Source organism: Actinoplanes awajinensis subsp. mycoplanecinus, from assembly GCF_001509495.1.
Taxonomy (GTDB): domain Bacteria; phylum Actinomycetota; class Actinomycetes; order Mycobacteriales; family Micromonosporaceae; genus Actinoplanes; species Actinoplanes palleronii.
Window position 1 is genome coordinate 25384 of record NZ_LLZH01000268.1, and the last position, 12858, is coordinate 38241.

The 12858-nt window shown below is 70.5% G+C and carries 9 protein-coding genes; 6 read left to right on the forward strand and 3 right to left on the reverse strand.

What is annotated here, in order from left to right:
- The first annotated feature begins 85 nt into the window (after positions 1 to 85).
- Entirely contained in the window at positions 86 to 856 is a 771-nt protein-coding gene (ppgK, locus tag ADL15_RS25590) for a polyphosphate--glucose phosphotransferase (RefSeq protein ID WP_067696278.1), read from the forward strand.
- Positions 856 to 1323: a PPOX class F420-dependent oxidoreductase gene (locus ADL15_RS25595; RefSeq protein ID WP_067696281.1), complete on the forward strand. Its 468-nt coding sequence runs from the start codon at positions 856 to 858 to the stop codon at positions 1321 to 1323. Before ppgK ends, ADL15_RS25595 begins: the two co-directional genes overlap by 1 nt.
- Before the next feature lie 173 nt (positions 1324 to 1496).
- Here ADL15_RS25595 and ADL15_RS25600 read toward each other — a convergent pair whose 3' ends face one another.
- Complete coding sequence (locus ADL15_RS25600; protein ID WP_067696284.1) at positions 1497 to 2099, reverse strand: hypothetical protein; 603 nt, start codon at positions 2097 to 2099, stop codon at positions 1497 to 1499.
- Between the two features lie 437 nt (positions 2100 to 2536).
- On the opposite strand from ADL15_RS25600, the gene ADL15_RS25605 reads away from it, so the two are divergent.
- The 4 genes from ADL15_RS25605 to glgB are packed head-to-tail and all read left to right on the forward strand — an operon-like array spanning position 2537 to position 9754.
- On the forward strand, positions 2537 to 4501 hold the full coding sequence (locus ADL15_RS25605; protein ID WP_067696540.1) for an alpha-1,4-glucan--maltose-1-phosphate maltosyltransferase: 1965 nt from the start codon (positions 2537 to 2539) through the stop codon (positions 4499 to 4501).
- 11 nt (positions 4502 to 4512) lie between these two features.
- Positions 4513 to 6270, forward strand: coding sequence for a maltose alpha-D-glucosyltransferase (gene treS / locus ADL15_RS25610; RefSeq protein ID WP_067696287.1), 1758 nt, complete (start codon positions 4513 to 4515; stop codon positions 6268 to 6270).
- On the forward strand, positions 6267 to 7580 hold the full coding sequence (locus ADL15_RS25615) for a maltokinase N-terminal cap-like domain-containing protein (RefSeq protein WP_067696289.1): 1314 nt from the start codon (positions 6267 to 6269) through the stop codon (positions 7578 to 7580). Before treS ends, ADL15_RS25615 begins: the two co-directional genes overlap by 4 nt.
- 23 nt (positions 7581 to 7603) lie before the next feature.
- Positions 7604 to 9754, forward strand: coding sequence for a 1,4-alpha-glucan branching protein GlgB (gene glgB, locus ADL15_RS25620; protein ID WP_232344329.1), 2151 nt, complete (start codon positions 7604 to 7606; stop codon positions 9752 to 9754).
- A gap of 41 nt (positions 9755 to 9795) precedes the next feature.
- Here glgB and ADL15_RS25625 read toward each other — a convergent pair whose 3' ends face one another.
- Positions 9796 to 10359 carry a GNAT family N-acetyltransferase gene (locus ADL15_RS25625; RefSeq protein ID WP_067696545.1) on the reverse strand — a complete coding sequence of 188 codons (564 nt, stop codon included), beginning with the start codon at positions 10357 to 10359 and terminating at the stop codon, positions 9796 to 9798.
- A 95-nt stretch (positions 10360 to 10454) separates the two neighbouring features.
- Complete coding sequence (locus ADL15_RS25630) at positions 10455 to 12779, reverse strand: discoidin domain-containing protein (RefSeq protein ID WP_067696291.1); 2325 nt, start codon at positions 12777 to 12779, stop codon at positions 10455 to 10457.
- Positions 12780 to 12858 lie beyond the last annotated feature (79 nt).

Below are 12858 nucleotides of genomic sequence, written 5' to 3' on the forward strand. Positions count from 1 at the left end.
CAGGGGCGCGCAGGATTTGCTGTCGGACCCTCGTGGTAGACAGCACGGCAGAGTGACCAGCAGCAAGAAGACGGGAAGACAACGGATGACCATCCTCGGCATCGACATCGGCGGCTCGGGCGTCAAGGGAGCACGGGTCGACACGGTGCGCGGCGAGCTGCTCGACGAGCGGTTTCGCGTGCCCACCCCGCAGCCCGCTGACGTGGACAGCGTGGTGGACGCGGTCGCCGAGGTGGCCGCCCAGTTCGAGGGGTTCGACAGCGTCGGCGTGACCTTCCCCGGCGTGGTCGTCGACGGTGTCACCCGCACCGCCGCCAACGTGCACAAGTCCTGGATCGACGCGCCCGCCGCGGAGCTGTTCCGCGAGCGGCTGGGCAAGCCGGTGACGGTGCTCAACGACGCGGACGCGGCCGGCGCGGCCGAGGTGGCGTTCGGCGCCGGGCGCGACCAGTCCGGCCTGATCATGATGGTGACCCTGGGCACCGGCATCGGCACCGCGCTGTTCCTCGACGGCGTGCTGCTGCCGAACACCGAGCTCGGCCACCTGGAGATCGACGGCAAGGACGCCGAGTTGCTGGCCTCCGACCGGATCCGCGAGTCCGAGGACCTGAGCTGGGAGAAGTGGGCTCACCGGGTCAGTAAGTATCTCCGTCACGTGGAGATGCTGCTCGCCCCGCGGCTGTTCATCATCGGTGGCGGCGTCAGCAAGAAGTCGGAGAAGTATTTCCCGCTCCTGGAGGTGCGCACCCCGATCGTGGCGGCCACCCTGCTGAACAACGCCGGCATCATCGGCGCGGCCGTGTCCGCCAGCCAGGCGCTCACCCTGGACACGATGACCGCCGGGCAGGCCGGCTGATGGCCCGCTCGATCGCCACGAACACCACGGTGAGCCGCGAGGAGCTCGTCGCGTTCCTGCGCCCGCGGCACCACGCGATCCTGATGACGGTCCGCCGGGACGGCCGCCCGCAGTCCTCGCCGAACACCTGTGGTGTCGACGCCGAGGGCCGGATCGTGATCTCCAGCTATCCGGAGCGCGCCAAGGTCGCCAACCTGCGACGCAACCCGCAGGTCACGCTCTGCGTGCTCTCCGACGAGTGGAACGGGCCGTGGGTCCAGGTCGACGGCACCGCCGAGGTGATCGAGCTGCCGGAGGCCGTCGAGCCGCTCGTCGACTATTTCCGCAGCATCTCCGGCGAGCATTCCGACTGGGAGGAGTACCGCCAGGCCATGCGCGACCAGGGCAAGTGCCTGATCCGGGTGACCATCGACTCCTGGGGCCCGCTCGCCACCGGCGGCTTCCCGCCCCGGCTGGCCGAGAGCTGACGTCAAAGACAGAAGGACAAAAGGCCGCGCGGCCCGGCACCCCAGGAGGACGAGGGTGCCGGGCCGCGCGGCTTCCAACCCGCTTCCCGCGCTGTCCGGCGGGCCTGAGCCCCAGCGCACCGTACGAAGAGGGTTGAGCGCGATCCCTGCCGAGCGGAGCGAGGCCAGCAGGCTCAGCTGGTCTGGTTGCCGCCGAGCTGCGCGAGACCGTCCGACGGGACCTCAGCGTCCAGCAGATAGAGCAGCGTGTCGCGGTGCATGGCGGCGATCGGGTCCAGCAGGTCGGGGTGACGCAGCAGCGTGGCGGCCTCCCGGTCCCGGGCGTCCGGCTGCAGCAGCCGCCGGAACTCGGTGGGCAGCCCGCCGGCGCGGCGCGAGTGCGGCCGCGGCCGGGGCTCCGGGATCGGCATCGCGGCGATCACCGAGTCGACACCGCGGCGGGCCAGCATCGGGTCGGCGAGCAGGCACGCGGCCCAGCTGACGACGACCTCGTCGACCCAGGTGCGCCAGCCCTCGCCCTCGGCGAACTCGTCCTCCGGCTCGCTGCCGGCCTTCCAGTCCAGCACCGCGGAGCCGCCCGGCCCGGCGATGGCGACCAGCGCGGCGTCGATCTCGGTCGGGTAGCGCAGCCAGGCGGCGACCGTCACGGCCTGCCGGGCCTGCAGCTCGGCGAGCGTGTGTGCGACCGTGTTCGACTCCCCACCGGGGTACGCCCGGGCCAGCCAGTGGGTGCTGGCGGCGATCACCGGGGACAGTGCGGTCGACGGTCCGGCCACGACGTTCTCCTTGCCTCAGGCGCCGCCGATGCGTCGGTGGCGTCACCGGAATAGCTCGGTCGCGCCGTACCCGCCGTTAGCGGGGTTCCTCGATGGCAACGCACGGCAACCGACACACTCCCGAGCGCGGGAGACGCCGCCGGCGCGGGCGGTGGTCACGACCGCGGGGCGACACCCGGCAGTCGATGGGGAGGTCACCCATTCCGGGGTACGAGGTGAGCGCGCGGGGTGGAGCTGTAACGCCCAGGTGAACTTGTCGTGTTTTCCAGCGGCGCGCGGCCGCGTATGGATGCGAATCGGTACGGGGTCTCCGGTAGGTTTGGCGGTAACGGCGATCGGCCGTTTCAAAAACTCCACTCCGGAGAAGTCATAGGACGACCGCGGTGGTTTTTCCGGTCGCCGGGTCCTGCCCAGCCCCTCTGACTACGGTGGAGATCATGACCGGTCGCTTCCCCATCGAAGACGTGACACCGGCGGTGTCCGGTGGCCGCTACCCCGCTAAAGCGGTGGTCGGCGAGCTCGTACCGGTATCCGCGGTGTCCTATCGCGAAGGTCATCACGCACTTGGTGTGAACGTGGTATGGCGCGGCCCCGACGGGGAGACGCAGCCTTTCACCCGAATGACCCCCGGCGCGCCGGGGCTCGACCAGTGGCACGCCACGATCCGGCCGGACCGGGTCGGCCGGTGGACGTTCACCGTGGAGGCGTTCGACGATCCGTACCGGACGTGGCGCGACGCCGTGGTGAAGAAGATCGGCGCCGGGCAGGGCGCCGAGGACCTGGCGAACGATCTCGCCGACGGTTCCGACGTGCTGGACCTGGCCACCAAGATCGTCCCGGCCGAGTTCGAGGAGCGGGTCCGCGACGCGGCCGCCGCGCTGCGCGACGAGCAGCGGTCGCTGTTCTCCCGGGTCACCCCGGCGCTCGACCTCGAGGAGCTGCTCTGGCACAACCCGGTGCGGCACCTGGTCACCACGACCCGGTCGTTCGCCGTCTGGGTGGATCGCACCCGGGCGCTGTACTCGGCGTGGTACGAGTTCTTCCCGCGCTCGGAGGGCGCCGTGGTCGGGCCGGACGCCACCCCGATCAAGCACGGCACGTTCCGTACCGCCGCGGAGCGCCTGCCGGCCGTCGCGGCAATGGGCTTCAACGTCGTCTACCTGCCGCCGATCCACCCGATCGGCAAGATCAACCGTAAGGGCCGGAACAACACGCTGATCGCGCGCCCGGAGGACGTCGGCTCCCCCTGGGCGATCGGCTCGGACGAGGGTGGCCACGACGCGATCCACCCGCAGCTGGGCACGCTCGAGGACTTCATCGCGTTCCGCGAGAAGGCCGAGGAGCTCGGCATGGAGGTCGCGCTCGACCTCGCCCTGCAGGCCGCGCCGGACCACCCGTGGGTGAAGGAACACCCGGAGTTCTTCACCACCAAGGCCGACGGCACGATCGCGTTCGCCGAGAACCCGCCCAAGAAGTACCAGGACATCTACCCGATCAACTGGGACAACTCGTACCGCGCGCTGCGCGACGAGGTGTACCGCGTGGTGATGCACTGGGTGAACGCCGGCGTGAAGATCTTCCGGGTGGACAACCCGCACACCAAGGCGGTCAACTTCTGGCAGTGGCTGATCCCGAAGGTCAAGGAGACCGACCCGGACGTGCTGTTCCTGGCCGAGGCGTTCACCCGGCCGGCCATGATGAACGGGCTCGGCAAGATCGGCTTCACGCAGTCGTACACGTACTTCACCTGGCGCACCACCGCCGCGGAGATGCGCGAGTACATGCAGGAGCTGCTCACCTCGATCGACTGGATGCGGCCGAACTTCTGGCCCAACACCCCGGACATCCTGCACGAGTCGCTGCAGCACGGCGGCCCGGCGATGTTCAAGATCCGCGCCGTGCTGGCGTCGATGCTCGCCCCGTCCTGGGGCCTGTACTCCGGTTACGAGCTGTTCGAGCACGTGGCCCGGCCCGGCGCCGAGGAGTACATCGACAACGAGAAGTTCGAGCTCAAGCCGCGCGACTACGCCGCCGCCGAGAAGGCCGGGCGCTCGCTCGCGCCGTACCTCACCAAGCTGAACCGGATCCGCGAACAGAACCCCGCGCTTCACTGGCTCCGCAACCTGCGATTCCACGAGATCGACAACGGCTCGCTGCTGTGTTTCTCCAAGCGTGACCCGGAGACCGGCAACACCGTGCTGGCGATCGTCTCGTTCGACTCTGCCAACGTGCAGTGGGGTAACACCACTCTGGACATGCCGGCGCTCGGCCTCGACTGGCACGAGCGTTTCACCGTGATCGATCAGATCAGCGGGGCGACGTACGAGTGGGGGCAGTACAACGCGGTCCGGATCGACCCCTATGTCGAGCCGGCGCACATCTTCGTGGTGCAGGCGGGGTAAGGGGACACCTGATGGAGTTGACGAGCGAGCACGACCCGGCAGAGGGCAGTCACACCGAGGACGGCGTGGTCGAACACCCGTCCGCGGACGACTTCGGCCATGCCCGGGCGCTGCCGGCGGACCGCACCTGGTTCCAGCGTGCGGTCTTCTACGAGGTTCTGGTCCGGGCGTTCTACGACTCCGGATCGGACGGCGGCGGCGACCTGCGCGGCCTGATCGAGAGACTGGACTACCTGCAATGGCTCGGCGTCGACTGCCTCTGGCTGCCGCCGTTCTACGACTCGCCGCTGCGCGACGGCGGGTACGACATCCGTGACTTCTACAAGGTGCTGCCCGAGTTCGGCACGGTCGAGGACTTCGTGGCGCTGCTGGACGCGGCGCACAAGCGCGGCATCCGGGTGATCACCGACCTGGTCATGAACCACACGTCCGACTCGCACCCGTGGTTCCAGGCGTCCCGGCACGAGCCGGACGGCCCGTACGGGGACTTCTACGTCTGGAACGACACCAGCGACAAGTACCAGGACGCCCGGATCATCTTCGTCGACACCGAGGAGTCGAACTGGACGTTCGACCCGGTGCGGCGGCAGTTCTACTGGCACCGGTTCTTCTCGCACCAGCCGGACCTCAACTACGAGAACCCGGCCGTGCAGGAGGCCATGCTCGACGTCCTGCGGTTCTGGCTGGACCTGGGCATCGACGGGTTCCGGCTGGACGCGGTGCCGTACCTCTTCGAGGAGGAGGGCACCAACTGCGAGAACCTGCCGGCCACCCACGCGTTCCTCAAGCACTGCCGCAAGGTGATCGACGACGAGTTCCCGGGCCGGGTGCTGCTGGCCGAGGCGAACCAGTGGCCGGCCGACGTCGTCGAGTATTTCGGTGACGCGAAGTCCGGCGGCGACGAGTGCCACATGGCGTTCCACTTCCCGCTGATGCCGCGGATCTTCATGGCGGTGCGGCGCGAGTCGCGCTTCCCGATCTCGGAGATCATGGCGCAGACGCCGGCCATCCCGGAGAACACCCAGTGGGGCATCTTCCTGCGCAACCACGACGAGCTCACGCTCGAGATGGTCACCGACGAAGAGCGCGACTACATGTTCTCGGAATATGCCAAGGACCCGCGGATGAAGGCCAACGTCGGCATCCGCCGCCGGCTGGCCCCGCTGCTGGAGAACGACCGGAACCAGATCGAGCTGTTCACCGCCCTGCTGCTGTCGCTGCCCGGCTCGCCGGTGCTGTACTACGGCGACGAGATCGGGATGGGCGACAACATCTGGCTCGGCGACCGCGACGGCGTGCGGACCCCGATGCAGTGGACGCCGGACCGCAACGCCGGCTTCTCCACCGCGACTCCCGGCCGGCTCTACCTCCCGGTCAACCAGGATCCGGTGTACGGGTACCAGGCGGTCAACGTGGAGGCCCAGCGGGACAGCGCCACGTCCCTGCTGAACTGGACCCGCACCATGCTGGCAGTGCGCCGCAGGCACGAGGCGTTCGCCGTCGGCACGTTCCGTGAGCTGGGCGGATCCAACCCCTCGGTGCTGGCCTACCTCCGGGAGTACGGCGACGACGTGGTGCTCTGCGTGAACAACCTGTCGCGGTTCCCGCAGCCCATCGAGCTCAACCTCCAGCACTGGAACGGGTACACCCCGGTGGAGCTGACCGGGCACGTCAACTTCCCGCGCATCGGCCAGTTGCCGTACCTTCTGACCCTCCCGGGACACGGTTTCTACTGGTTCCAGTTGTGCGGGTCTGAGGAGAAGCAATGACGCTGCCCTACGCCGAATGGTTACCGACACAGCGCTGGTACGCGGGACGCAGCCGGGTGCTCGCCTCGGTGAAGCAGGCCTCGGCCACCCCGCTGGGTGACAGCCTCGAGCTGGTCCTGCTCGACGTCTCGTACACCGACGGCAGTTCGGAGCGCTACCAGCTGGTGGTGGCGTACGGATCCCTGCCGATCCCGGAGTACAGCGCGGTGGCCACGATCGGCACCGACGACGAGGGCCGGACCGGCTACGACGCGCTCTACGACGCGTCGGCCGCCCGGCACCTGCTCGAGCTGATCGACCGGTCCGAGCCGGTCGGCGACCTGATCTTCACCAAGGAGCCGGGCGTCGACCTGCCGCTGGACAGCTGGCCGCGGGTGTTCGACGCCGAGCAGAGCAACACCAGCGTGATCTTCGAGCAGGACGCGATCCTCAAGCTGTTCCGCCGGGTCACCTGCGGGATCAACCCGGACATCGAGCTGAACCGGGTGCTGGGCCGGGCGGAGAACCCGCACGTGGCGCGCTTGCTCGGGTCGTTCGAGGCCTCCGACGACGGTGGCCAGTGCTCGCTGGGCATGGTCACGGCGTACGCGGCGAACTCGGCCGAGGGCTGGGCGATGGCCACCGCGTCGGCCCGTGACCTGTTCGCCGACGCCGAGCTCGCCGCCGACCAGGTGGGCGGGGACTTCCAGGGCGAGTCGTACCGGCTGGGCGAGGCGGTCGCCTCGGTGCACCTGACCCTCGCCGCCGAGCTGGGCGCCGGACCGGCGCCGTTCCCGCTCGACGCGGTCCTGGCCCGGCTGCGCACCGCCGCCAACGCGGTGCCCGAGCTGCAGCAGCACGTCCCGGCGATCACCGAGCGGTTCACCGCGCTGACCGGTGAGCAGGTGACCGTCCAGCGGGTGCACGGCGACCTGCACCTCGGCCAGGTGCTGCGCACCCCGGAGGCCTGGCTGCTGATCGACTTCGAGGGTGAGCCGGGCCAGCCGCTGGACGAGCGCCGGCTGCCGGACTCCCCGCTGCGCGACGTGGCGGGCATCCTGCGCTCCTACGAGTACGCGGCCTACCAGCTGCTCGTCGACCAGGACGACGACGAGCACCTGGCGGCCCGGGCCCGCGAGTGGGTGGACCGCAACCGGGCCGGGTTCTGCGACGGGTACGCGCACGCGGCCGGCGTCGACCCGCGCGAGCAGCCGGCGCTGCTGGCGGCATACGAGCTGGACAAGGCGGTCTACGAGGCCGCGTACGAAGCCCGGCACCGTCCCGGATGGCTGCGGATCCCCCTGCGGTCCATCACGCGGCTGGTCGGCTGAGACCCCCTGTGAAGGAAGCGAAGATGATCGGGCACACCACCCCTGCGCTCGCCGCCGACCAGCGCGCGATGAACGCGGTGATCTCCGGCGACACCCACGATCCGCACGCCGTGCTCGGCGCGCACCCGGGCGGGGGCCATACCGTCATCCGGACCCTGCGCAAGGGCGCCGAGAAGGTCACCCTCCTGGTCGAGGGCGAGCCGCACGAGATGACCAAGGTCCACGACGACGGGATCTTCGCGGCCGAGCTGCCCGGGACGGTCCTGGACTACCGGCTCGACGTGGACGGGACGCAGCACGACGACCCGTACCGGCACCTGCCCACCCTGGGCGAGCTGGACCTGCACCTGATCGGTGAGGGCCGGCACGAGAAGCTGTGGACGGTGCTCGGCGCCCAGGCGCGCGAGACCGGGGTGGCGTTCGCGGTGTGGGCGCCGGGCGCCCGCGGTGTCCAGGTGGTCGGCGACTTCGCCGGCTGGGGGCCGCAGGACGGCTGGCCGATGCGCTCGCTCGGCTCCAGCGGCGTCTGGGAGGTCTACGTCCCGGCCGCGCACACCGGCACCAAGTACAAGTTCAAGATCCTCGGACGGGACGGGGTGTGGCGCGAGCACGCCGACCCGATGGCCCAGCACAACGAGATCCCGCCGGCCACCGCCTCGGTGGTGTTCCAGTCCTCGTACGAGTGGCAGGACGCCGCCTGGATGCGCGAGCGGGCGACCAAGTCCTGGCACCAGGAGCCGGTCAGCTGCTACGAGGTGCACCTCGGCTCGTGGCGGCCCGGCCTGTCGTACGTGGAACTGGCCGAACAGCTGGTCGCGTACGTCGTCGAGACCGGCTTCACCCACGTCGAGCTGATGCCGGTGATGGAGCACCCGTTCGGCGGCTCGTGGGGCTACCAGGTCACCGGCTATTTCGCGCCGACGTCCCGGTTCGGCAGCCCGGACGAGTTCCGGTTCCTGGTCGACAAGCTGCACGAGGCCGGCATCGGGGTGATCCTGGACTGGGTCCCGGCGCACTTCCCGAAGGACGAGTGGGCGCTGGCCCGCTTCGACGGCACCCCGCTCTACGAGCACGGCGACTGGCGGCGCGGCGAGCACCCGGACTGGGGCACGTACGTCTTCGACTTCGGCCGCAAGGAGGTCCGCAACTTCCTGGTGGCCAACGCGCTCTACTGGTGCGAGGAGTTCCACGCCGACGGCCTGCGGGTCGACGCCGTCGCGTCGATGCTCTACCTGGACTACTCGCGCAAGGAAGGCGAGTGGACCCCGAACCAGTACGGCGGCCGGGAGAACCTGGACGCGATCAGCTTCCTGCAGGAGATGAACGCGACCGTCTACAAGAACCACCCCGGCGTGATCACCATCGCCGAGGAGTCCACCGCGTGGCCGGGTGTCACCCGCCCCACCCACCTGGGCGGCCTGGGCTTCGGGTTCAAGTGGAACATGGGCTGGATGAACGACACCCTCTCCTACATGGAGAAGGAGCCGATCCACCGGCAGTGGCACCACCACCAGATGACCTTCGCCACGGTGTACGCCTGGAGCGAGAACTACGTCCTGCCGATCAGCCACGACGAGGTGGTGCACGGCAAGGGCTCACTGACCGGCAAGATGCCCGGTGACCAGTGGCAGAAGCTCGCCAACACCCGGGCGCTGCTCGGTTTCATGTGGGCGTTCACCGGCAAGCAGCTGCTGTTCATGGGCGCCGAGATGGGCGACCTGCGGGAGTGGAGCGAGGAGCGCGGGCTCGACTGGGATCTGCTCCAGGACCCGCAGTTCGGCGGGATCAAGGGCCTGGTCAGCGACCTGAACCGGGTCTACAAGCAGTCGCCGGCGATCTGGACGCAGGACACCTCGGCGTCCGGCTTCCGCTGGATCACCAGCGACGACTCGCAGCACAACACGTTCTCGTTCGTCCGCTTCGCACCGAACGGCGACACCCTGGCGTGCATCGTCAACTTCGCCGCCGTCCCGCACGACAACTACCGGATCGGCCTGCCCCGGGCCGGTCGCTGGACCGAGGTCATCAACACCGACAGCGAGCTGTACGGCGGCTCCGGCGTCGGCAACATGGGCGCGGTCGAGGCCGAGCACATCCCGTGGCACGGCTTCGACTCCTCGGCGGCCCTGCGGGTGCCGCCGCTCGGCGCCCTCTGGCTCAAGCTGGAGAGCTGATCGTCGCGGGCGCGTCCCCGGCCGGGGGCGCGCCCGCCCGGTCAGACCAGGTCGGCGTCGAGGTGCGCGGCGGAGTCGCGGGCCAGCCACTCCTGATCGAGGATCCCGAAGATCAGGTCGTCGGTCCACTCGCCCTTGATGAAGGTCTGCTGCCGCAGCAGCCCCTCCCGGGTGAAGCCGAGCCGCTCCATCAGCGCCGCCGACGCCACGTTGCGCGCGTCGCACTCCCCCATCACCCGGTGCAGCCCCTGCAGCCGGAACAACCGGTCCAGCACGGCGCTCACCGCCTCGGTCGCCAGACCCCTTTTCTGGTACGCCGTGGCCAGCGTGAAACCGATCTCCGCCTGCCGCCCGTTGTCGTGCAGCCGCACCGCCACGTCCCCGACCAGCACCCGTTCCGCGGTCAGCTCGATCGCGTACTGGAACCAGCCCGGCTTGTCCGGCGAGCTCTCGGCGAAGTTCCGCACCGCGAGGTCGGCCTTGTTCAGCGGGAACGGCGCGTCCCACGACTGGTACCGCGCCACGCCCGGATCCGACCGGTACTCGGCGAGCGCCTCCGCGTCCGACGCCCGAAACCTCCGCAGGATCAACCGCTCCGTAGCCATCAGCACCCGACGAGGATACGTCGTACCTTCGGCAGGAACGCTGCGGCGGCGGCTCCGGGACGCGGGGCGCCCCGGAGCCGGGTGGGCCGGGTGGGTCAGGAGCTGAGCAGGATGTCGTCGACGACGATGGTGTCGCCGACCGGGGCGGTGCCGCCGCTGGCGAAGGCGTACCCGAGCAGCGCGGTCGTCCCGGTGACCGTGGGCGCGACGGCGGTGGCGACCACCGTGCCGCCCACCGCGACCGTCGCGGCGGCCGGGGTGGCCTGCACCCGGATCGTGCTCCACCGGCCGACCGGCACCACGCCGGCGCCGGTGAGCACCCGCCAGGCCGACCCGTCGTACCGGGCCAGGCTGCCGTCGGCGCGGACCGCGAAGTGGTACGCGACCACCGACGCGCCGGCACTGGTGCGTCCCAGCACGTCGACGAGGAATCCGCTGGTCAGCGCGACCGGCTCGGCCCGGAACTCCAGCGTGCGGGTCGCCGCGGCGGCGGCCGGCCAGGCCACCTTGGCCATCGCGGTCGCCGACGAGTCGGACAGCCGCAGCGCCCGGCTGCTGCCGTCGACGCCGCTGCGGGTCACCCACGCCTGGCTGAGGTCGGTGAAGCCGCGCGGCCGGTTGTTCACCGGGTCGTTCTCGAACGAGTTCACCGTCGAGTACAGCTCCAGCTCGTTCAGGAACACGCAGCCGGCGCCGAGCTCGGCCTCGCACGACGCGGACGGGTCGACGACCACCCGGAGGTAGCGCGCCGTGACCGCGGCCAGGGTGAAGTACTCCAGCGCCAGGTGGGTCCGGTTCGCCGCGGTCACGATCGGGGCGCCCCAGGTCACGCCGTCGGTGGAGGCGTAGACCGTGGCGCTGGACGCCAGGCCGTGGCGCAGGCTGAGCCCCAGCCGGGTGAGCTGGTACTCGCGGTCCAGCCGCAGCTCGTAGGTGCCCGCTCCGCTGCCGGCCGCCCGTACCGCGCTGGACCAGTAGTCGGTGCTGCCGTCGAACGCGGCCGCCGGGCCGGTGCGCGGGTGCGCCGCGGGTGCGGCGGTCAGGTCCGTGGTGACCTGCACCTGGCCGAGGCGGTACTTGGTGGCCAGGTCGATCTTGCCGACGTCCGGGGTGAGGACGTCGACGTAGCGGCGCCAGATCCGGTTGCCGTCGTCGATCGTGTACCCGCTGTCCCCGGCCGGGCAGGACCAGGTCACGTCGCAGTTGTCACCGACCTGCAGCAGCCGGTTGCTCTCCACCCCGGCCACCGCGGTGTTGCCGGTCGAGCCGTGCGAGCGGTACCCGTCGGTCGGGCAGTTGCGGTAGGTCAGCTGGCCGACCCAGCCGGTGCCCTGGCCGTTGGTGGAGATCGCCACCCAGTTGTCCGGCCGCCCGCTGCTGAGCACCATCACGCCGTTCGGCATCAGCTGCAGCTGCGGGAAGATGCCGAGCAGCTTCGGGTTGGCGTCGTCGAACTGGTCGTACCCGTTCGGGAACGACACCGCGAGGGTCTGCAGGGCGGCCCAGGTGGCGCCGCCGTCGGTGGACGTCGTCCAGCGCGGGGTGTCCAGGTTGAAGGCGGTCGCGCCGTTCCAGAGGTGGTGCCGGGTCACCGCGAGCAGCTTGCCGCTGGGCAGGGCCGCGATGCCGGCCTCCGGGTAGCCGTGCGTGCCGGTGCTGTCGTAGGCGATGGTGCCGCGGGTGACGAAGCTGCGCCCGCCGTCGGTGCTCGCGGCCACGTACGACGCGTGCTGCCCGGCCCGGCCACCGCCCGGGTGGTTCGCGCCGAACGAGAGGTAGTAGCTGACCAGCACGGTGCCGTCGCCGAGCTGCAGGGGCGCGCCGTGCGTCCGGATGCCGCCGTCCAGGACGGCGCCGCCGAGCTGCACGACGGCCGGGGTGGTGGTCCAGGTGAGACCACCGTCGGTGGACCGGTGCACGCCGAACGTGGCGCTGCTCGTGGTGATCGCGGCCGGGATGAAGTCGATGCCGAGCAGCGACCCGTCCCGCAGCGAGGTGACCGGGACGCCGGGGTCGTGGGTGTAGGAGGCGGCCGGGAACGTCAGCCCGCCGTCGGTGGAGGTCACCTGGCCGGGCGGGGTCCGGTCGCTGCCGACGTCCAGGCCCTCGCTGAAGGTGGCGGTCACCGTCCGGCGCGGGCTGCCGTCCGCGTTCACCTCGTCCCGGGCACTGACCTTGGGGAAGGCCGCCTGGGCGCCGGTCGTGGCGTGGACCGTGCCCAGCTCACCGGCCCCGCCGACGTTCAGCACGTAGTCGGTGGCGCTGGGGCCGGTGCCGGAGACCGGGCTGCCGGTGACCGGGGTGGCGCAGGTCGCGTCGTCCGAGGTGGCCGCGTGCGCCGCGGACGGCGGCAGGGCGAGCCACCCGGACACCGCGATGAGTACCGCGACCGTCAGTGCTCCCGTGAATCTGCGTGACATCAAGTCCTCGTCTCGTGCCGGATCGACGGCACGAGACTAAGGAGGAGATCGATGCCCCGCGCTACCGGGGCCGACGACG